Annotated in this window: 18 protein-coding genes; 7 read left to right on the forward strand and 11 right to left on the reverse strand. The window is 73.4% G+C overall.

Annotated elements, in window-relative coordinates:
• Positions 1–63: 63 nt before the first annotated feature.
• From ACFYWL_RS00590 to ACFYWL_RS00600, 3 genes are read right to left on the reverse strand one after another with little or no spacing between them, the layout of a single operon-like run.
• Complete coding sequence (locus ACFYWL_RS00590; protein WP_386965445.1) at positions 64–1,848, reverse strand: CotH kinase family protein; 1,785 nt, start codon at positions 1,846–1,848, stop codon at positions 64–66.
• Positions 1,848–2,525 carry a DUF4956 domain-containing protein gene (locus ACFYWL_RS00595; RefSeq protein ID WP_386965448.1) on the reverse strand — a complete coding sequence of 226 codons (678 nt, stop codon included), beginning with the start codon at positions 2,523–2,525 and terminating at the stop codon, positions 1,848–1,850. The genes ACFYWL_RS00590 and ACFYWL_RS00595 overlap by 1 nt, the downstream gene beginning before the upstream one ends.
• Positions 2,526–2,538: 13 nt before the next feature.
• Complete coding sequence (locus ACFYWL_RS00600) at positions 2,539–3,492, reverse strand: VTC domain-containing protein (protein WP_386965451.1); 954 nt, start codon at positions 3,490–3,492, stop codon at positions 2,539–2,541.
• A gap of 210 nt (positions 3,493–3,702) precedes the next feature.
• On the opposite strand from ACFYWL_RS00600, the gene ACFYWL_RS00605 reads away from it, so the two are divergent.
• The 4 genes from ACFYWL_RS00605 to galT all read left to right on the forward strand — a co-directional run bounded on the left by ACFYWL_RS00605 (position 3,703) and on the right by galT (position 8,085).
• Positions 3,703–4,296: a DM13 domain-containing protein gene (locus tag ACFYWL_RS00605; protein ID WP_386965453.1), complete on the forward strand. Its 594-nt coding sequence runs from the start codon at positions 3,703–3,705 to the stop codon at positions 4,294–4,296.
• 96 nt (positions 4,297–4,392) lie between these two features.
• The gene (gene cysC / locus ACFYWL_RS00610; protein WP_386965456.1) at positions 4,393–5,922 is read left to right on the forward strand and encodes an adenylyl-sulfate kinase; all 1,530 of its coding nucleotides are present in this window, start codon (positions 4,393–4,395) and stop codon (positions 5,920–5,922) included.
• A gap of 208 nt (positions 5,923–6,130) precedes the next feature.
• Positions 6,131–7,003 carry a DeoR/GlpR family DNA-binding transcription regulator gene (locus tag ACFYWL_RS00615; RefSeq protein WP_386965458.1) on the forward strand — a complete coding sequence of 291 codons (873 nt, stop codon included), beginning with the start codon at positions 6,131–6,133 and terminating at the stop codon, positions 7,001–7,003.
• Entirely contained in the window at positions 7,000–8,085 is a 1,086-nt protein-coding gene (gene galT, locus ACFYWL_RS00620) for a galactose-1-phosphate uridylyltransferase (protein ID WP_386965461.1), read from the forward strand. Before ACFYWL_RS00615 ends, galT begins: the two co-directional genes overlap by 4 nt.
• Before the next feature lie 303 nt (positions 8,086–8,388).
• Here the strand turns inward: galT and ACFYWL_RS00625 are convergent, their stop codons facing one another.
• From ACFYWL_RS00625 to purN, 5 genes are all read right to left on the reverse strand, one after another.
• Entirely contained in the window at positions 8,389–9,606 is a 1,218-nt protein-coding gene (locus ACFYWL_RS00625; protein WP_386965463.1) for an NADP-dependent isocitrate dehydrogenase, read from the reverse strand.
• 313 nt (positions 9,607–9,919) lie between these two features.
• Complete coding sequence (locus ACFYWL_RS00630) at positions 9,920–10,870, reverse strand: malate dehydrogenase (protein ID WP_386965466.1); 951 nt, start codon at positions 10,868–10,870, stop codon at positions 9,920–9,922.
• Positions 10,871–11,078: 208 nt separating this feature from the next.
• Positions 11,079–11,939, reverse strand: coding sequence for a bifunctional methylenetetrahydrofolate dehydrogenase/methenyltetrahydrofolate cyclohydrolase (locus ACFYWL_RS00635; protein WP_386965469.1), 861 nt, complete (start codon positions 11,937–11,939; stop codon positions 11,079–11,081).
• A 154-nt stretch (positions 11,940–12,093) separates the two neighbouring features.
• A complete protein-coding gene (gene purH, locus ACFYWL_RS00640) occupies positions 12,094–13,665 on the reverse strand; it encodes a bifunctional phosphoribosylaminoimidazolecarboxamide formyltransferase/IMP cyclohydrolase (RefSeq protein WP_386965472.1) in 1,572 nt (523 codons plus the stop codon).
• On the reverse strand, positions 13,662–14,282 hold the full coding sequence (gene purN, locus ACFYWL_RS00645) for a phosphoribosylglycinamide formyltransferase (protein WP_386965475.1): 621 nt from the start codon (positions 14,280–14,282) through the stop codon (positions 13,662–13,664). The genes purH and purN overlap by 4 nt, the downstream gene beginning before the upstream one ends.
• A gap of 289 nt (positions 14,283–14,571) precedes the next feature.
• On the opposite strand from purN, the gene ACFYWL_RS00650 reads away from it, so the two are divergent.
• Entirely contained in the window at positions 14,572–14,826 is a 255-nt protein-coding gene (locus ACFYWL_RS00650; protein ID WP_386965478.1) for a CD225/dispanin family protein, read from the forward strand.
• A 29-nt stretch (positions 14,827–14,855) separates the two neighbouring features.
• Positions 14,856–15,392, forward strand: coding sequence for a DUF4190 domain-containing protein (locus ACFYWL_RS00655; RefSeq protein WP_386965481.1), 537 nt, complete (start codon positions 14,856–14,858; stop codon positions 15,390–15,392).
• Positions 15,393–15,519: 127 nt separating this feature from the next.
• Here the strand turns inward: ACFYWL_RS00655 and ACFYWL_RS00660 are convergent, their stop codons facing one another.
• On the reverse strand, positions 15,520–16,800 hold the full coding sequence (locus ACFYWL_RS00660; protein WP_386965484.1) for a DUF6350 family protein: 1,281 nt from the start codon (positions 16,798–16,800) through the stop codon (positions 15,520–15,522).
• A gap of 159 nt (positions 16,801–16,959) precedes the next feature.
• Here ACFYWL_RS00660 and ACFYWL_RS00665 point away from each other — a divergent pair, with 159 nt between their 5' ends.
• Positions 16,960–17,223 carry a hypothetical protein gene (locus ACFYWL_RS00665; protein WP_386965487.1) on the forward strand — a complete coding sequence of 88 codons (264 nt, stop codon included), beginning with the start codon at positions 16,960–16,962 and terminating at the stop codon, positions 17,221–17,223.
• A gap of 85 nt (positions 17,224–17,308) precedes the next feature.
• On the opposite strand, the gene sucD is transcribed toward ACFYWL_RS00665, so the two are convergent.
• Both sucD and sucC read right to left on the reverse strand, forming a co-directional pair.
• Positions 17,309–18,196: a succinate--CoA ligase subunit alpha gene (gene sucD, locus ACFYWL_RS00670; protein ID WP_178066383.1), complete on the reverse strand. Its 888-nt coding sequence runs from the start codon at positions 18,194–18,196 to the stop codon at positions 17,309–17,311.
• 2 nt (positions 18,197–18,198) lie between these two features.
• Complete coding sequence (sucC, locus tag ACFYWL_RS00675; protein WP_043965701.1) at positions 18,199–19,377, reverse strand: ADP-forming succinate--CoA ligase subunit beta; 1,179 nt, start codon at positions 19,375–19,377, stop codon at positions 18,199–18,201.
• Positions 19,378–19,516: the final 139 nt, after the last annotated feature.

Raw genomic sequence — 19,516 nt, forward strand, 5'->3', positions numbered from 1 at the left:
GGCGGCCGGGTGGGGAGCCGGCGCGGCGGGCCCGCCGTGCCGGCTCCCCCGGCTCCCCCGGGCTCAGCCCCGGGTGATCACCTCGTTGTTCTGGAGGCTCTCGGTGCGCTGCTGGACGAGGGTGCGCAGCCGTTCGGCGTCGGAGTCCACCGCCGCCGCGTCGACCCCGTCGACGGTCTTCAGCACGCCGGTGATCGCGTCGAGCGCCCCGGTCGCCCGGCCGCTCGCGTAGACCTGCTGGAACAGCTCGCGGTACGCGTCCTCGTAGACCGCCTTGAACGCGTCGCTGGCCAGGAACCGCTCCTTGAGCTTGTGGCCGGTCATCATGCCGCCGGCGCGGCCCGGCCCGGCGTCGCCGCCCTCCTGTTCCGTGGCCCCGCCGCCCGGCGGCTGCCTGCCCTCCGGTAGCTGCATGCCCTCGGGAAGTTGCATCCCCTCGGGAAGCTCCATGCCCTCGGGGAGCTGCATGCCCTCCGGGGGCTGCTGGCCGTCCTGGGGCTGCGTCCCGCCGGGGGCCCGGCCGCCGCTCCGCATGCCGAAGCCGCCGCTGTCGTGCGGGCCCTGCGCGGCGTTGCCGCTGAAGGTCAGGTTGTGGTCCCAACTGATCACGCTGAACTTCTTCGTCTCCAGGTCGTACCAGAGGTAGTAGTTCTTCCCCGGCCCGGACATGTCGTCGAAGTTGAGCAGCAGGTTCTGCAACGCGACGTAGCGGGCGAACGAGGCCACGTCGACCCGGTCGGCGAGCTGCGCGTCGAACTCCTCGTCGCTGGCCGAGTTGACCCACCTGATGAGGTTGATCACGGGCTGGAGGTCCTGGCTGCCCTTCATCGTGATCTGCTTGAAGTCGTCGGTGTAGTCGGTCTGGTCGTCGCCCTGGTCGGTGAAGCTGCTGCTGGCCAGGGACTTGTAGAGCACGCCGGTGCCGCCCATCTGGTCGGCGAAGTTCTCGTCCGGGTGCTCGACCAGCAGCCGGGCCGTGGTGGGCCGGCCGTTGACCGTGAACGACGAGTACGCATACCGCTGGGCGGCCTCGCCGGTGCTGTCGAGCAGGGACAGCGACAGCGCCTCGTTGAGCACCGTGGAGCCGCCGCCCATGCCGGAGACGCGGACGGCCACCTCGCGGTGCCCCTGGTAGCGGCGGCCGTCGACGAACTCGTCGAAGCTGATCAGCCAGGGCAGCGTCTCGGGCTCCTCGGCCTTCAGGCTGGTGCGGGTCATCCCACCACCGGGGAACCCGCCGCCGGGGAATCCGCCGCCGGCCTGCTGCTGGCCCGGCTGCTGGCCGGTCTGGCCGCCCTGCTGACCGGTTTGGCCGGTTTGGCCGCCCTGCTGGCCGGTCTGCCGGCCGCCCTGCCGCTGGCCGGCGTCGGCGGGGCGCTCGCCGCCGCCGGGCATCCCGCCGGCCGGGCCGGCGCCGCGCGGCCTGGACTCGCCCTTCCAGGTCAGGCTCTGCAGGGTCGAGTTGCCCTTGAGCCGGATGCCCACGCTGGGGACGGCGGTGCCGTCGACGGTCAGGTCCGCCTCGACGTACTCCTTCTCCCCCTCCTTCCAGTAGGTCTCCAGCATCCGCTGGTAGTCGGCGTCGGCGAAGGTCAGCGAGATCGAGTGCGCGACGCCGGCGTCGAACAGGTCGGTCGTGCCGGCGATGTCCACCGTCACCGTCTCCGCCGAGGTGTCGCCGGCGCTGGTCACGTACGGGCGGATCCGCTCGGCGCCGAGCACCAGGGTGAGGACGGCGAGGAACGCCGCGCAGGTGGTGAGCAGCTTCCAGTTCTGCCGGACCCGGGCGGGCAGCCGGCGGCGCAGCGCCCGGGGCAGCGGGGACCGGGCGCGGGGCGGCTCGGCCATCACAGGTCCGTCTGGTCGTAGCCGGTGAGCACCGTCACCCGCTGGCCGGAGGTCCGCTCGCTGAGCGCCGAGATCAGGTCGCCCGGCTCGGTGCCCTTCTTGAGCCGGACGGTGTACATCAGCTCGGTGAGCGCGCCGGCCCGGATCGACTCCAGGCTGACCAGCTCGAACTCGGTGGTGTAGCGGACCAGCACGTCCTGGATGTCGGCGGTGTGGTTGCCGCCGGCCGGCACCTGGACCTTGACCACCTGCCGCTGCACGTTCAGCGCGAACCAGTTGAACCGGTACATCACCACGATGATCAGGCTGATCGCGACGGCGGCGGCGACCGCCAGGGTGTAGAAGCGGGTGCCGCAGGCCATCCCGACGCCCATCACCAGGAAGATGAACCCGACGTCCCGGGTCTCCTTGATGGCGTTGCGGAACCGCACCACCGACAGCGCCCCGACCAGGGCGAACGCCCGCGCGATGTTGGAGCCCACCACCAGCATGATCAGCGAGATCAGCATGCCGAGGATAATCAGCGTCTGCACGTACGACTGGCTGTAGGACACGTTGCGGTGGGTGGCCCGGTAGACCCAGCCGATCATGGCGCTGAGCAGGAACGACAGCGACAGCGCGATGGCGATGTCGCCCACGCTGAACGTGCCGGACAGATCCTGGAACGTGATGTCCATCGGGGTTCGGGCCTCACTTCTCGAAGGTGGCCGCCGCCAGCGCGGCGGCGGGGTCGTCGTCCTGGACATGGAAGAGCGAGCGCGGGGCGCGGCCGAACGCCTCGACGCTCTGGCAGTACTTGGAGACCCGCACGACCGACAGTTCGGCGCGGGCGGCGAGGTCGGTGAGCCAGTACGGCACCCGCTCGTTGGCCTTGACCTCGACGACCGCGAGCCGGGCCGGCACGATGAGCCGGTTCTCGGCGTCGGCGCCGAGGTGGAAGTCGCGGTCCCGGCCCCGGACCCGGCGGTCGAGGGTGACCCGCAGCCCGAGGTCGGAATCCTGGCCGACGTACGCCTCGCGGTGGTACCCGGTCATCGCCACCGGCCGCAGGTCGAGCCCGGAGACGAGTTCGAGGACCTCCTCGACGAACCCGCGCTGGGACGGGTCGTGCTCGATCGTCGCCCGCCCGTCGAGCAGCCGCCTGGCCACCCGGTACGGCAGGGCGATGCGGCGCTTCTGGGTGACCCGGTTGACCCGCTGCTTGATCTCGACGTAGACGGTGGTGTCGTCGTCGATCGTGGACCGGTCGCCGTAGTGGCGCACGCGCAGCTTGCGGCGGAACCTGAGCCCCTCGATCTTCTCCCAGTAGAACCGCAGGTCGGCGGTGTCGTAGTAGACGCTCCACACGCCGTACCCGCTGGTGCCGGCGAAGCTGTCCGGGGCCAGCCGGGCGGCCAGTTCCCGCCGCAGCCCGGCCACCTTCGTGGTGTCCACCAGGTACTTGATCTCGTACCGGTTGAAGGCGTGCAGCTTGCTCGGCGCGCGCAGCGCGTGCCCCGCCTGGTCTCGGCCGGCGGGCGACGGACCCGCGGTCGGTGGGCCCGCATCGGGGGCCGGATCGCCGGCGGGCCGGGCGGCCGGCTCGTGCGGGCGGTCGGCGGCCGGCTCCGGGGGTCGGGCTCGGCGGGGGAACCGTAGACGCATGGACGCAATTCCTCCGGTCTGGCGGCGCGGGTCGCGCTCTGGCGGCGCGGATCGGTCGAAGGGCAGCCAACCGGGCGGGCATGCGAACAGCCCATGAACGACCTGTGGATGGGCTATGGACGGCAGGTGACAGGCGGCAGGCGCGCCGGTAAGGGTTCCGTAACCGGCGCGGCCGGTGCCGCCGGGCGCGGTCCGGGCGAGACTGGACGCATGATCGTCCGCCTGCTGCACAAGCCGCTGACCTGGGTCGCGGTCGCCGTGGTCACCGCCGGGGCCGCCGCCGGCCTGGCCTGGTTCCAGCCCTGGAAGCTGGTCACCGACACCGAGGTCGACGAGGCGCTGTCGGCCGTGGCGGCGACCACCACCCCGGCCACGCCGGGTCCCGCCGGCGCCCCCGCGACCGGCCCCGGTGCCGCCGCCGCCACCGGCCCGGCCGCCGCGCCCGGGCCGACGCTGGTGAGCCAGGGAGACTTCGTCACCCACGAGCACGACACGTCGGGCAGCGCCCGAATCGTCCGGACCGCCGACGGGCGGCACCGCCTGGAACTCGTCGGGCTGGACACCAGCAACGGGCCGGACCTCCGGGTCTGGCTCACCGATCAGCCGGTACGCGAGGGGGTGGCCGGCTGGCGGGTCTTCGACGACGGCCGTCGGGTGGAACTGGGTCGGCTGAAGGGCAACCGGGGCGACCAGGCGTACGACATCCCGGCGGGCACCGACCTGACCGTCCTGACCAGCGTCTCGATCTGGTGCAAGCGGTTCTCGGTGTCGTTCGGCGCGGCCCCGCTGCGGGCGGCCACCTGATCGTGGCGGGGATCAACCCCTAGTGATGGGAATGGCACTCTCGACCGATCGGCGACGGGCTGAGAAACTGTGAGCCGGCCAGAGAGTGGGGGTGCGATGAGCAACGGGTGGGTGCTGCCCGACGAGGTGCTTCGGGACGCGCCGGCGTACACGCCGCGGCCCGGGGAACTGGCCGATCTTGAGTTGCTGGTGTCCGGGGCGTACGCGCCCCTGACCGGCTTCATGACCCGGGCGGATCTGGCCTCGGTGAGCCGGCGGGGCCGGCTCGCGGACGGCGCGCCGTGGCAGGTGCCGGTGGCCCTCCAGGTGCCGGCGTCGCTCGCCGACGGTCTGGATCCGGCCGATCCGGCCCGCCGGGTGCTGGTGCTCTCCGACGGCGAGGGCGCCCCGGTGGCCTCGCTGGAGGTCACCGACGTGTGGTCGGCCCGCGAGGGGGTCGCCGGGGTCGGCGGCACGGTGCGCCGGCTCGGCGACGGCGGTCACGGTCCGTTCCAGCGGCTGCGCCGCAGTCCGGAGGAGATCAGGGCGCTGCTGCCCCCGGGCCGGGTGCTGGGGGTGGTCGCCGACCGGCCGCTGCACCGTCCGCAGCTCGCGCAGATCGCCCACGCGGCCCGCACCCTGGGCGCGCACCTGCTGGTGATGATCCCGGTCGCCGAGGGGACGATCAACGGGCTACCCTCCGAGGCCCTGGTGCGGGCGGTCTTCGCCGCCCGGGACCGGATGCCCCCGGCGACCCTGGTCGCGGTGCCGCTGGCCCGCCGCCGGGACGAGATCAGCGACGCCCTGCTCCAGGCCCGCGTGGCCGCCGCCTACGGGGTGACCCACCTGCTCTCCACCGGCGAGATGCTCTCCGGCGCGGGGCTGCGGGTGCTGGTGCCCCGCGAGCTGGCCTACGACAACCGGGACGGGCAGTGGCGCTGGCGGGAGGACATCCCGCCGCGCAACCGGCGGCTGGCGCTCAGCCAGGCGGAGATCGACGACCTGCTCGACCGGGGCTTCCCGCTGCCGGAGTGGCACACCCCGCCGGCCGTGGCGAAGGAGCTGGTCCGGGCCCGGCCGCCCCGGCGGCACCGGGGGCTGGTGCTCTTCCTCACCGGCTTCTCCGGCTCCGGCAAGTCGACCATCGCCCGGGGCCTGGCGGACGTGCTGCGCGAGGGCGGCGACCGCACGGTGACCCTGCTCGACGGCGACGTGGTGCGCCGGGAGCTGTCCGCCGGGCTGACCTTCAGCAAGGCCGACCGGGACCTGAACGTCCGGCGGATCGGCTGGGTGGCGGCCGAGATCGCCCGGCACCGGGGGGTCGGCATCTGCTGCCCGATCGCCCCGTACGCCGCGGCGCGGACCACCGCCCGCGAGATGGCGCACGCGGCCGGGGCCGGTTTCGTGCTGGTGCACGTGGCGACCCCGATCGAGGTGTGCGAGCAGCGCGACCGCAAGGGCCTGTACGCCCGGGCCCGGGCCGGCCTGCTCACGGGCATGACCGGCATCGACGACCCGTACGAGGTGCCCACGGACGCCGACGTCGTGGTCGACACCACCGGGATGTCGATCGACGAGGCGGTGCAGGCGGTGATGCACCACCTGACCGAGACGGGCTGGGTCGAGCCGCGCCTCCAGTCGACCTGACCGCCGCTCCTGCGACCCGTCGCCGCCGCCCGGCCCTCCTTCGTCCTTCGTCGAGGGGGCCGGGCGGCGGTGCGTGCGCCGGGCGTGTCGGTGCCCGCCGGCCCCTGCGGCTCCGCTTCCGCAACGGCCACCCGCCGCGCTAGTGTTCATCTTTGTTGGAACGCGTGCGACCACGTGAGTTGTGGGCGCGGGGAGTCGGAGGTGCGGAATGCTCGCGCGGCAACGGCAGGCGGCCATCCTGGAGCGCGTCCGCGCCACCGGCGGCGTCCGGGTGACCGAGCTGGCCGCCGAGTTCGGCGTCTCCGACATGACGATCCGGCGCGACCTGGACACGCTGCACGAGCAGGGCGTGCTGGCCAAGGTGCACGGCGGCGCCACCACGACCGGCCCCGGCTCCACCCACGAGCCCGGCTTCCACGCGAAGTCGGTGCGCCAACTGCCGGAGAAGGCCGCCATCGCCGCCCGCGCCGCCGAGCTGGTGCGTCCCGGCGCGGCGGTCGCCCTCTCCGCCGGCACCACCACCGCCGAGCTGGCCCGCCGGCTGGTCGACGTGCCGGGGCTGACCGTGGTGACCAACTCCCTGCCGGTCGCCGAGATCCTGCACGCCGGGGGCCGCGCCGACCAGACCGTGGTGCTCACCGGCGGGGTGCGCACGCCGTCCGACGCGCTGGTCGGGCCGCTCGCGGTCGCGGCGATCCGGTCGCTGCACCTGGACCTGCTCTTCCTCGGCGTGCACGGGATCAGCGAGCGGGCCGGCTTCACCACCCCCAACCTGATGGAGGCCGAGACCGACCGGGCCCTGGTGGCCGCCGCCGACCGGCTGGTCGTGCTCGCGGACCACACCAAGTGGGGCACCGTCGGCATCTCCTCGATCGTCGAGCTGGCCGCCGCCGACGTGCTGGTCACCGACGACCGGCTCGACCCGCAGGCCCGGCAGGTGCTCGACGATCGGGTCGGCGAGCTGGTCCTGGTCGCGGGGGCGGGCACGACGGGCAGACCGACGGCGGGTCGGGCGTCGGCCCCGGCGGATCGCGGCCCCGGCCGCGTGGCCGCGTCGACGAGGGAGGGAACGGCGCAGTGAAGCGTACGACGATCGAGCTGGCCGACGGCCGGGAGCTGATCTACTTCGACGAGCGGGACGACGCGGTCCGCGACCAGCCGGACCGGCGCGAGCTTCCGCCGCCGCCGCCCGCGTCCCAGCTCCGGTACGACCCGCTCACCGACGAGTGGGTGACGGTCGCCGTGCACCGGCAGAGCCGGATCTTCCTCCCCCCGGCCGACCAGTGCCCGCTCTGCCCGTCCCGGGGCGACCGGCTCAGTGAGATCCCGGCGCCGGACTACGACGTGGCCGTCTTCGAGAACCGGTTCCCGTCGCTGAGCCAGCGCATCGCCGCCGAGCCGGCGGAGATCACCCCGTTCACCCCGGTCCGGCCGGGCCAGGGGCGGTGCGAGGTGGTCTGCTTCACCGACGACCACCACGCCTCGTTCGCCGGCCTGTCGCCGGCCCGGGTGCGCACGGTGCTCGACGCCCTCGCCGACCGGACGGCGGAGCTGGCCGAGCTGCCCGGGGTGGAGCAGGTGTTCTGCTTCGAGAACCGGGGCGTGGAGATCGGGGTGACCCTGCACCACCCGCACGGCCAGATCTACGCGTACCCGTTCGTCACGCCGCGCACCCGGTCGATGCTCGGCGCGGCCCGCCGCCACGCCGAGCGCACCGGCGGCGGCAACCTCTACGCCGACGTACTCGCCACCGAACGCGCCGCCGGGACGCGGGTGGTGGCGGCCAACGAGCACTGGACGGCGTACGTGCCGGCGGCGGCCCGGTGGCCGTTCGAGGTGCACCTCGCGCCGCACCGGCCGGTGCCGGACATCCCCGCCCTGACCGACGCCGAGCGGGACGCGTTCGGCCCGCTCTACCTGCACCTGCTGCGCCGCTTCGACGCCCTGTTCGACATGCCGATGCCGTACATCGCGGCCTGGCACCAGGCGCCGGTGCGGATCGACCGGGAGCTGGGGCACCTGCACCTACAGCTGTTCAGCGTCCGGCGGGCGACGGACAAGCTGAAGTACCTGGCCGGCTCGGAGTCGGGCATGGGGGTGTTCATCAACGACATCGCCCCGGAGCGCGCCGCCGCCCTCCTGAAAGGAGGGGCCCCTGCTTAACGCTTTCGGTAGAGCAGGGGTCCCCTGTTAACAGCAGGCGCGGGGGCGACGCAACAGGGCGCGGGGGGCCCGGGACGGGCCCCCCGCAGGGAAGGGACGGCTGGCTGTGTGCGACAGCCGGGGAGGCTGGCTCATCGGCACTCGTTGCCGCGCGGCGACCGCGGTCAACCTCCCTGGACGCGACTGGCACCACGTCCATCCTGCACAACGAGCCACCTCACCCCGGGTGACGGCGCGACGGGCCGGGGACGCGCCGAAGCCCGCCGGCGGGCGGCCGGCGGGCTTCGGCGGTGCGAGGGTCGATCAGACGGCGAGCCGACGCGCCAGGTTCTCGTCCAGCGCGTTCATGAACTCGTCGGTGGTCAGCCACGGAGCGTCGCGCGAGATGAGCAGCGCAAGGTCCTTGGTCATCTGGCCACCCTCGACGGTGTCGATAATGACCTGCTCCAGCGTGTTGGCGAACTCGGTGACGGCCGGGGTGCCGTCCAGCTTGCCCCGGTGGGCCAGGCCCCGGGTCCAGGCGTAGATCGAGGCGATCGGGTTGGTCGAGGTCTTCTCGCCCTTCTGGTACTGCCGGTAGTGCCGGGTCACCGTGCCGTGCGCGGCCTCCGCCTCGACGGTACGGCCGTCCGGGGTCATCAGGACCGAGGTCATCAGGCCCAGCGAGCCGAAGCCCTGCGCCACGGTGTCGGACTGCACGTCACCGTCGTAGTTCTTGCAGGCCCAGACGAAGCCGCCCTCCCACTTGAGCGCGGCGGCCACCATGTCGTCGATGAGCCGGTGCTCGTAGGTGATGCCGGCGGCCTCGAACTCGGCCTTGAACTCGTTCTCGAACACCTCGGCGAAGATGTCCTTGAACCGGCCGTCGTACGCCTTGAGGATGGTGTTCTTCGTCGACAGGTAGACCGGGTAGCCGCGGTCCAGGCCGTAGCGCATGGAGGCGCGGGCGAAGTCCCGGATCGAGTCGTCGAAGTTGTACATGCCCATGGCGACGCCGCCGCCGGGGAAGTTGGCGACCTCCATCTCGACCGGGGCGGAGCCGTCGGCCGGGGTGTAGGTGATGGTCACCGTGCCCGGGCCGGGGACGACGAAGTCGGTGGCCTTGTACTGGTCGCCGTGGGCGTGCCGGCCGATGATGATCGGCTTGGTCCAGCCCGGGACGAGCCGCGGCACGTTCGACATGATGATCGGCTCGCGGAAGACCACGCCGCCGAGGATGTTGCGGATGGTGCCGTTCGGCGACCGCCACATCTTCTTCAGGCCGAACTCCTCCACCCGGGCCTCGTCCGGGGTGATGGTGGCGCACTTGACGCCGACGCCGTGCTCCTTGATGGCGTTGGCGGCGTCGATGGTGACCTGGTCGTCGGTGGAGTCGCGGTACTGGATCGAGAGGTCGTAGTAGTGCAGGTCGACGTCGAGGTAGGGCAGGATCAGCTGCTCCCGGATCTGCTTCCAGATGATCCGGGTCATCTCGTCGCCGTCGAGCTCAACGACCGGGTTGTTTACCTTGATCTTCGCCATCGACCGGCGCTCCTCTCGGGGGACACGTGCTCAACAGTACGAGCGTACTGGAAACCGGCTCGCGGTCCCCAGCCGGCCCGCGCTGGCCGGGGAAAACGGGACGCACGGCACAGCCGGCGGCTGCCGCGACCCGCCGGATGCCGCCGCGCCGCACCCTCGGGTCTATCACGGTCACCGCCCTGACCGACGGCGAGGGCCCGTTCTTCCAGCCGCGCGGGGAGGCGTTCCCGGCGGCCACGGCCGGGCACCGGGCCGCCGCCGGAAACGACGAAGGGGCGGGCCGGCGTCGGCCGGCCCGCCCCTTCCGCGCGGCTCACATGCTGGCGACGTCGGCCTGCTTCGCGCGGACGGCCTCGGCGGCCTCCTTGAGGCTGGCCAGCTCGTCGGCGTCGAGGTCCGTCTCGACGACCCGCTTGACGCCCTCGGCGCCGATCTGGGCCTCGACGCCCAGGTAGACGCCGGAGATGCCGTACTCGCCGTCGACCCAGGCGCAGACCGGCATGACCTCGCCGGAGTCCTCCGCGACGGCCTTGGCCATCCGGGCGGCGGCGGCCGACGGTGCGTAGTAGGCCGAGCCGGTCTTCAGCAGCGCGACCACCTCCGCGCCGCCGTTGCGGGTCTTGACGACCAGCTCCTCGATCTGCGCGGCCGGCATGGCCTCGCGCAGCGGCTTGCCGTCGACGGTGCTCTGCGACGGCACCGGGACCATGGTGTCGCCGTGCGAGCCCAGGGTCAGCGTCTTCACCGAGCGCACCGGCACGCCGAGCGCCTCGGCGACGAAGTTGGTGAACCGGGCGGTGTCGAGCATGCCGGCCTGGCCGAGCACCCGGTTCTTGGGGAACTGGGTGGCGAGCTGGGCCAGCGCGGTCATCTCGTCGAGCGGGTTCGACACGACGATGACGACGGCGTTCGGGGCGTACTTGGCGACGTTCTCGGAGACCTGCCGGACGATCTTGGCGTTCGTCTCCAGCAGGTCCATCCGGCTCATGCCCGGCTTACGCGGCAGGCCGGCGGTGATCACCACGACGTCCGAGCCCTCGATGGCCTCGTAGCCCTCGCCGTTCGGGCCGGTGGTGACGCCCACGACCTTGGTCTCGAAGCCCTCGATGGCCCGCGACTGGTTGAGGTCCAGGGCCAGGCCGGCGGGCTTGCCCTCCACGATGTCGGTGATCACGACGGTGTCGAAGACGTCGTACTCGGCCAGGCGCTGCGCGGTGGTGGAGCCGTAGAAGCCGGCCCCGACGACAGTGACCTTCTTACCCATGGTCGTCCCACTCCCTGTTACCAGTCGTTTTCCGGACCGTATCAGTCATCCTGGCAGCCCACCGGCCAGGGGCGGCGGCCATCGGCGGGATGGGGCGAACGTCACCGTCGCCGGGTTCGTCCCGGCGACGGACGGTCGTGGGGCTCGGCCGCGCTCGGCCGGGCCGGGTAGGGCGGTCGCGGCTCGGCCGCGCCGGACCGGTGGGGGCTCAGCCGCGCTCGGCCCGCTCGACGACGTTGGTCAGCAGCATCGCGCGGGTCATCGGGCCGACGCCACCGGGCATCGGGACCACCCTGCCGGCCACCTCCGCCACCCCGGGGTCGACGTCGCCGGTGTAGCGGCCCTTGCCGTCCGCCCCGATCACCCGGGTGATGCCGACGTCGACCACGGTCGCGCCGGGGGTGACCATGTCGGCGGTGAGCAGGCCCGGCACCCCGGCCGCGACGATCACGATCTCGGCCGCGCGGGTGTGCCCCGCGAGGTCGAGCGTGCCGGTGTGGCAGAGGGTGACCGTGGCGTTCTCGCTGCGCCGGGTCAGCAGCAGGCCCAGCGGGCGGCCGACCGTGTTGCCGCGGCCCACCACGGCGACGTTCGCGCCACGCAGCGGCACGTCGTGCCGGCGGAGCAGCTCGACGATGCCGCGCGGGGTGCAGGGCAGCGGGCCGTCGTAGCCGAGGACCAGCCGGCCGAGGTTGACCGGGTGCAGGCCGTCGGCGTCCTTGTCGGGGTCGATCATCTCCAGCGCCCGCTGGGTGTCCAGGTGACCGGGCAGCGGGAGCTGGACGATGTAGCCGTGGCAGGCCGGGTCGGCGTTCAGCTCGGCGAGGACGTCGTCGACCTGCTGCTGGGTGGCGTCGGCGGGCAGCTCGCGGCGGATCGAGGCGATGCCCACCTCGGCGCAGTCGCGGTGCTTGCCGTTGACGTACGCCTGGGAGCCCGGATCGGCCCCGACCAGGACCGTGCCCAGCCCGGGGACGACGCCCCGCTCCGCCAGTGCCTTCACCCGCGCCCGCAGCTCGTCCTTGATCTCCGCCGCGGTCGCCTTGCCGTCCAGGATCGTCGCCGTCACGCCCAGATCGTCTCACGTCCGCCCGCCCCGCTGCCTGCGGACCCGGGGCGGGGCGGGGTCCGTGGGGCGGCGGAGCGGGCGGCGACGGGCTCAGCGCGGCGGAGCGGGCGGCGACGGGCTCAGCGCGGCGGCGCAGCCACCCGGGTCGGTGGGATCAGTGGAAGAAGTGGCGGGTGCCGGTGAGGTAGAGCGTGACGCCGGCCTCCTTGCAGGCGGTGGCGACCTCCTCGTCGCGGATCGAGCCGCCCGGCTGGACGATCGCCTTCACCCCGGCCGCGATGAGGACCTTCGGGCCGTCGGCGAACGGGAAGAACGCGTCCGAGGCGCAGACCGAGCCGGCGGCCCGCTCGACGCCGGCCCGGGTGACGGCGAGCTGCGCCGAGTCGACCCGGTTGACCTGGCCCATGCCGACGCCGACGGTCGCACCGTCCCTGGCCAGCAGGATCGCGTTGCTCTTCACCGCGCGCACCGCCCGCCAGGCGAACGCCAGGTCGCGCAGGGTGGCCTCGTCGGCGGCCTCGCCGGTGGCGAGCCGCCAGTTGGCCGGGTCGTCGCCCTCGGCGTCCACGGCGTCGCGCATCTGCACCAGCACGCCGCCGGTGACCTGCCGCCACTCCGCCGGCAGCGGGGCGTACGCCGGGGCGCGCAGCAGCCGCAGGTTCTTCTTCGCCCGCAGCAGCTCCAGCGCGTCCTCGTCGAAGCCCGGCGCCACCAGCACCTCGGTGAAGATCTCGGCGACCTGCCGGGCCAGCTCGGCGCTCACCGGCCGGTTCACGGCGATCACCCCGCCGTAGGCCGACACCGGGTCGCAGGCGTGCGCCTTGCGGTGGGCCTCGGCGACGTCGGCGCCCACGGCGATCCCGCACGGGTTGGCGTGCTTGATGATCGCCACGGCCGGCTGGTCGGCGAAGTCGTTCGCCGCCCGCCAGGCGGCGTCCGCGTCGACGTAGTTGTTGTAGGACATCTCCTTGCCGTGGAGCTGCTCCGCCTGCGCCAGGCCGGCCGGGCTGGCCGGGTCGGTGTAGAGGGCGGCGGCCTGGTGCGGGTTCTCCCCGTAGCGCAGCACCGCCGAGCGGCGCAGCGACAGCCCGGCGAACTCCGGCCACCCGGCGGCGTCGGGGGCGAGCGTGGTCGCGCACCACTGCGCCACGGCCACGTCGTACTCGGCGATGGCGGCGAACGCGCGGGCCGCGAGCACCCGGCGCTGGGCCAGGGTGAAACCGCCCGCGCCGAGGGCGGCCACCAGCTCCGGGTACGCGGCCGGGTCGGTGACCACCGCGACGGACGCGTGGTTCTTGGCGGCGGCGCGCACCATCGCCGGCCCGCCGATGTCGATCTGCTCCACGCACTCCTCGACGTCGGCGCCGGAGGCCACCGTGTCCTGGAACGGGTAGAGGTTCGACACGAGCAGGTCGATGCCGGCGATGCCGTGCTCGCCGAGCTGGGCGGCGTGCGAGGGCTTGCGCAGGTCGGCCAGGAGCCCGCCGTGGATCAGCGGGTGCAGGGTCTTGACCCGGCCGTCGAGGATCTCGGGGAAGCCGGTCACCGACTCCACCGGGGTCACCGGCACCCCGGCGGCGGCGACGGTCGACGCGGTGCTGCCGGTCGAGACGATCTCCACGCCGGCCGCGTGCAGGGCCTGGGCCAGCTCGACCAGGCCGCTCTTGTCGTAGACGCTGACCAGCGCCCGCCGGATCGGGCGGCGCTCGTCCTGACTGGAACTCACGGGACCGTGACCTTTCTTCCGGTGATCGTCCAACCTTCGCGAACCAGCCGACCGACCTGCTCGACGAGCTGGCGTCGCTCGGCGGACTTGATGCGCTCGGTGAGCGTCTCCTCGTCGTCGTCGTCGCAGACGGGCACGGCGACCTGGGCGACGATCGGCCCGGTGTCCATGCCGGCGTCGACGAAGAAGAGGGTGGCCCCGGTGACCTTCACCCCGTAGGCGAGGGCGTCGCGCGGGCCGTGGATGCCGGGGAACGCCGGCAGCAGCGTGTTGTGGGTGTTGAGGTAGCGGTCGCCGAAGGCGGCGAGGAACTGCGGGCCCACCAGCTTGAGGAAGCCGGCGGAGACCACCAGGTCGGGGCGGTGCGCGGCGACCTGCCTGGTCAGCGCGGCGTCCCAGTCCGCCCGGGTCGGATGATCCTTCACCCGCTCGACGAAGGTCGGCACCCCGGCGGCGGCGGCCCGGTCCAGGCCCGCAATCCCGTCGCGGTCCGCGCCCACGGCGACGACCCGGGCGCCGTACGCGGGGTCGGCGGCGGCGTCGAGCAGCGCCTGGAGGTTGCTCCCGGAGCCGGAGACGAGGACGACGATGCGGGCGGCGGACGCGGGCTCGGTCACGCGGCCACCCTATCGGGCAGGTCGGGGCCGGCCTCGGGTGGGCGGGTCGAGGCCGGGCAGGTGGGAGGGGCGGGCACCGGTCGCGCCCGGCGGCGACCGGGCGGGGGTGGCAAATCGGTGACGCTTCCTGTCGCCCGGACCCTGTACGCTGCCGGTCGCTCGGTGCCCGGCGCAGGCCGGGCACCGCACCTGTCAGTGACGCGACACGCGCGGTGTGTCGATGGAATGAGGAGCACCCAGCATGCAGCCCGGTTACCAGTCCCCCCAACCGCAACAGATCAATAACAACATGACGATGTCCATCGTGGCCATCTTCTTCTTCTGGCCGCTGGCCATCCCCGCCATCATGAACGCCTCGAAGGTAAACCCGCTGATCCAGCAGGGTGACTACGCGGGGGCGCAGGCGGCGGCGGCCGAGTCGAAGAAGTGGTCCAAGTGGGCCCTGATCGTCGGCATCGTCTGGCTCGTGATCGTCCTCGTGTGCTGCGCGCTGGGTGGTCTTGCCGGGATCATGGGTGGAGCCAGCAGCACCAGCAGCTACTGACAGCAGCCCGAAGCAAGGAGCACCGACGCATGCAGCCCGGTCAGGACCCGTACGGCCAGCAGCCCCACGACCCGAACCAGCCGCAGTACCACGACCCGTACGCACCGCCGCCCCCGGCGCCGTACGGTCAGCAGCCGACATCGGGCCAGCCGTACGGGCAGGACCCGTACGGTCAGCAGACCCCGTCGCCGTACGGTCAGCAGCCCACCTCGGGCCAGCCGTACGGGCAGGACCCGTACGCTCAGCAGCCGCCCTACGGGGCCGCGCCGGGCTACCCGAACGCCGGCTACCCCCACCCGCAGGGGCAGAACAACACCCTCGGCCTGGTGTCGATGATCCTCGGCATCGCGTCGATCCCGCTGGTCTGCTGCCTGTACTTGGGCGTCCCGGTCGGCATCGCCGCCGTGGTCACCGGCTACCTGGGCCGGCAGAAGGCGGCCCAGGGGCTGGCCAGCAACGACGGCCAGGCCAAGACCGGCCTGATCTGCGGTGCCATCGGCGCCGGCCTCGGCATCGTGCTGTTCCTCCTCGGCATCATCGCGAACGTGAGCCTGCCCACCACCTGAGCCGGGCTCGCAGACCGACTGGTCGCACACCAAGCGAGGGGCGCTCCGGATCTCTCCGGGGCGCCCCTCGCCGCGTCCCGCCCGCCTCGCGCAGGTGTGAGCGGGGTGCCCCTCTCTACCGCAGGCGTTAAGAAGGGGCCCTTCCTTTCACCCGCAACGCGCGGGTGGCGGCGGCGCCGAGCACGGCACCGACCGCGATCACGGCGGTCGCCACCGCGGCCACCTGCCAGCCGACCGGGCCGATCTCGGCCAGCCGGCCGCCGCCGAGCGGTCCACCGGAGACCGCCGCGAGCCCGCCGAGCAGCAGCCCGGCGACCGGGCCGGCGAGCGCCGCCGGGGCGAGCAGCGCCGGCCAGGCAACCTCGGCGCGGTCCTCGGCGGCGATCCGCAGCAGCCGGCGGGCGAGCAGCCAGCCGGCGGCCATGCCGGCCAGGACGGGCACGGCGAGCAGGCCCGCACCGTAGCCGTCGACCGGCCCGCTGGGCAGCCCCGCCAGCAGCGGCACGGCCGGCAGCGCGCCGACGGAGACCTCGCTGGTGCGCACGGCGGTGTCGACGCCGACGGCGAACCCGGGGCCGAGCAGGTAGCTGGCCGACCAGATCGTCGCGTTCGGCGCATAGGCGAGGCTGACCAGGGTGATCCCGGCCTGGCCGGCCACCCCGGTGCGGTAGGCGCCGATCATGTCGGCGGCGTCCCCGCCCCCGGTGGCCACCGCGAGCCCCGCTGCTCCGGCCCCCGCGCCGAGCAGCAGCAGCCCGGCGACCAGGCCGGCGCGCACCCCGTCCCGCAACGGCGTGGGGGCCCGGGCGGCGAGCAGGCGGGCCACCGCCGTGGTCCGGAGCGCCCCGGCCAGGGCCCCGAGCGTGCCGACGAGGGCGAACGTCGCCCCGGCGCGGGCCGGTGCGGCGCCGACCGGCACGGCGGCGAGCGCGCCGAGCAGCGCGTACCCGGTGCCGACCGCGCCGGCGGCGGCGAGCGCCTGGCGCGGGGAGCGCCCGCCCCGCGCCCCGATGGCCCGGCTGGCGTGCACCCCGGCGCGGGTGAGCCGCCAGACGGCCAGCGCGGTCAGCGCGAGCGGGGTCAGGCCGAACGGCCCGGCGTCGGTGGCGAGCGGGACGCCGTGGCCGAGCAGCCAGCCGGCGAGCCCGGCGCGCAGCGCGCCGGTGACGGAGCCGGCGTCCTCGGTGAGCTGGGCGAGCCCGAGCACGAGGGCGACCGGAAGGTAGGACGTGAGCGCGGCCCAGGCGGCGGCGACCCCGGCGGCCACCGCGAGCGGGGCCCGGCCGCGGGAGGGCTCCCCGGGCCGGGGCGCGGGCCCCCGGGGGCCCGGGACGCGGCCGGCGGGCCGGGCGTCGGCGCCGACCCTGGCGGCCGGACGACGGGGCTGGTCAGGGGTGACGGAGGACATCGGCTCTACTCTGGCACGTCGCGCCGTCGCGGGCAGTCCGTTACCGCCCCCGACCGGCCGGAAGTTCGGTGATCCACCGACCTGGCGCCCCCGATCCGGTCTAGCCTCGGCCCCAGGACGCGAATTCCTGTCGCGGCCGTGGACCGCTCGGAGGAAGCCGTGAATGCTCCGTATCCACCGCCCCCTGCGCAGGCCGGGGGCCGGGACCGCACCACGCTGTGGGGCGTGCTCGGCATCATCCTGGGCCTGCTCTGCTGCGGCATCCTGGGGATCATCTTCGGGTACCTGTCGATCCGGGACGCCAAGCGGTACGGCCAGTCCCCGGTGCTGGGTTACCTCGCCATCGCGTTCGGCGTGATCAACATCATCGGCAGCGCGATCCTGCGGGCGAGCGGCAAGTACCCGTTCTGGAACAACAGCTGACCCGCCGCGGCACGACGACAGGGCGACGCGACGACGCGAGGGGGCCGACCGGCTCGGTCGACCCCCTCGGCGCGTCTCGCGGCGGTCAGCCGGCGGACATGATCTCCCGCATCAGCTTGGCGGTCTCGGTCGGGGTCTTGCCGACCTTCACGCCGACGGCCTCCAGCGCCTCCTTCTTCGCCTCGGCGGTGCCCGCCGAGCCGGAGATGATCGCGCCGGCGTGGCCCATGGTCTTGCCCGGGGGCGCGGTGAAGCCGGCGATGTAGCCGACCACCGGCTTGGTGACGTGGGACTTGATGAACTCGGCGGCCCGCTCCTCGGCGTCGCCGCCGATCTCGCCGATCATCACGATGGCGTCGGTGTCCGGGTCGGCCTCGAACGCGGCGAGGGCGTCGATGTGGGTGGTCCCGATGATCGGGTCGCCGCCGATGCCGACGCAGGTCGAGAAACCGATGTCGCGCAGCTCGTACATCATCTGGTACGTCAGCGTGCCGCTCTTGCTGACCAGGCCGATCCGGCCGGAGCCGGTGATGTCGGCCGGGATGATGCCGGCGTTGGACGCGCCCGGCGAGGCGATGCCGGGGCAGTTCGGGCCGATGATCCGGGTGCGCTCGCCCTTGGCCACGTTGTACGCCCAGAAGGCGGCGGTGTCGTGCACCGGCACGCCCTCGGTGATGACCACGGCCAGCGGGATCTCCGCGTCGATCGCCTCGATCACGGCGGCCTTGGTGAACTGCGGCGGGACGAAGATGACCGTCACGTCGGCGCCGGTCTCGGCCATCGCGTCGGCGACGGTCGCGAAGACCGGCAGCGCGGTGCCGTCGAAGTCGACGCTCTGGCCCGCCTTGCGCGGGTTGGTGCCGCCGACGACGTTCGTGCCGGCGGCGAGCATCCGCCGGGTGTGCTTGGAACCCTCGGAGCCGGTCATCCCCTGCACGATGACCTTCGAGTCCTTGGTCAGCCAGATAGCCATTGTCAGACCCCCGCAGCCGCCAGCTCGGCGGCCCGCTCGGCCGCGCCGTCCATGGTGTCGACCCGCTGCACCAGCGGGTTGTTCGCGCCGTCGAGGATCGCCCGGCCGGCCTCGGCGTTGTTGCCGTCCAGCCGGACGACGAGCGGCTTGGTGACCTTCTCGCCGCGCTGCTCCAGCAGGGCCAGCGCCTGCACGATGCCGTTGGCGACCTCGTCGCAGGCGGTGATGCCGCCGAAGACGTTGACGAAGACGCTGCGTACCGAGGGGTCGGACAGGACGATCTCCAGCCCGTTGGCCATCACCGCCGCGCTCGCGCCGCCGCCGATGTCGAGGAAGTTGGCCGGCTTGACGTTGCCGTGCCGCTCGCCCGCGTAGGCCACGACGTCGAGGGTGGACATGACCAGGCCCGCGCCGTTGCCGATGATGCCGACCTCGCCGTCGAGCTTGACGTAGTTGAGGTCCTTCTCCTTGGCGGCCTGCTCCAGCGGGTCCACGGCGGCCTGGTCGACGAGCGCCTCGTGGTCCGGGTGCCGGAACGCGGCGTTCTCGTCCAGGGTGACCTTCGCGTCGAGCAGCAGCAGCTTGCCGTCGCCGGTCTTGGCCAGCGGGTTCACCTCGACCAGCGTGGCGTCCTCGGCGACGAACGCCTGCCACAGGCCCACGGCGACCTCGACGACCTGGTCGGCGACGTCGGCCGGGAAGCCGGCGGCGGTGACGATCTCGCGGGCCTTCGCCTCGTCGACGCCCTTGACCGCGTCGATCGGGGCCTTGACGACCTTGTCCGGGGTGTCGGCGGCGACCTGCTCGATGTCCATGCCGCCGGCGACGCTGGCGATGCAGAGGAAGGTGCGGTTCGCCCGGTCGAGCAGGTAGGAGAAGTAGTACTCCTCGGCCACGTCCGCCGTCACGGTGATCATGACCTTGTGGACCGTGTGACCCTTGATGTCCATGCCGAGGATGTCGGTGGCGCGGGCCACCGTCTCATCCGTGCCCTCGGCCAGCTTGACGCCACCGGCCTTGCCACGGCCGCCGACCTTCACCTGCGCCTTGACGACCACCCGGCCGCCGAGGCGCTCGGCGATCGCGCGGGCCTCCTCCGGGGTGTTGGCGACGCCGCCGGCCAGCACGGGCAAGCCGTGCCGCTCGAACAGGTCCCGCCCCTGGTACTCGTACAGGTCCACGATTGCGCGTCCCGTCCCGTCTCCGCGGCGCGCCGTCGCGCCGCCGCCAGCGTTGTGGAATCAGTTTGACGCCTGTCATCAGTTGAAACAGGCCATTGGGCGCAGCCTAGCGAGGCCGGCACCGGCGGCAACCGAGCGG

The sequence above is a fragment of the Micromonospora sp. NPDC002575 genome (assembly GCF_042889525.1).
Lineage (GTDB): Bacteria > Actinomycetota > Actinomycetes > Mycobacteriales > Micromonosporaceae > Micromonospora > Micromonospora carbonacea.

Excerpts from the sequence above, each read along its gene's own strand:
- ACFYWL_RS00590 (WP_386965445.1), bottom strand. The coding sequence starts at position 1,848 with ATGGCCGAGCCGCCCCGCGCCCGGTCCCCGCTGCCCCGGGCGCTGCGC.
- ACFYWL_RS00595 (WP_386965448.1), bottom strand. The coding sequence starts at position 2,525 with ATGGACATCACGTTCCAGGATCTGTCCGGCACGTTCAGCGTGGGCGAC.
- ACFYWL_RS00600 (WP_386965451.1), bottom strand. The coding sequence starts at position 3,492 with ATGCGTCTACGGTTCCCCCGCCGAGCCCGACCCCCGGAGCCGGCCGCC.
- ACFYWL_RS00605 (WP_386965453.1), top strand. The coding sequence starts at position 3,703 with ATGATCGTCCGCCTGCTGCACAAGCCGCTGACCTGGGTCGCGGTCGCC.
- cysC (WP_386965456.1), top strand. The coding sequence starts at position 4,393 with ATGAGCAACGGGTGGGTGCTGCCCGACGAGGTGCTTCGGGACGCGCCG.
- ACFYWL_RS00615 (WP_386965458.1), top strand. The coding sequence starts at position 6,131 with ATGCTCGCGCGGCAACGGCAGGCGGCCATCCTGGAGCGCGTCCGCGCC.
- ACFYWL_RS00625 (WP_386965463.1), bottom strand. The coding sequence starts at position 9,606 with ATGGCGAAGATCAAGGTAAACAACCCGGTCGTTGAGCTCGACGGCGAC.
- ACFYWL_RS00630 (WP_386965466.1), bottom strand. The coding sequence starts at position 10,870 with ATGGGTAAGAAGGTCACTGTCGTCGGGGCCGGCTTCTACGGCTCCACC.
- ACFYWL_RS00650 (WP_386965478.1), top strand. The coding sequence starts at position 14,572 with ATGACGATGTCCATCGTGGCCATCTTCTTCTTCTGGCCGCTGGCCATC.
- ACFYWL_RS00655 (WP_386965481.1), top strand. The coding sequence starts at position 14,856 with ATGCAGCCCGGTCAGGACCCGTACGGCCAGCAGCCCCACGACCCGAAC.
- ACFYWL_RS00660 (WP_386965484.1), bottom strand. The coding sequence starts at position 16,800 with ATGTCCTCCGTCACCCCTGACCAGCCCCGTCGTCCGGCCGCCAGGGTC.
- sucD (WP_178066383.1), bottom strand. The coding sequence starts at position 18,196 with ATGGCTATCTGGCTGACCAAGGACTCGAAGGTCATCGTGCAGGGGATG.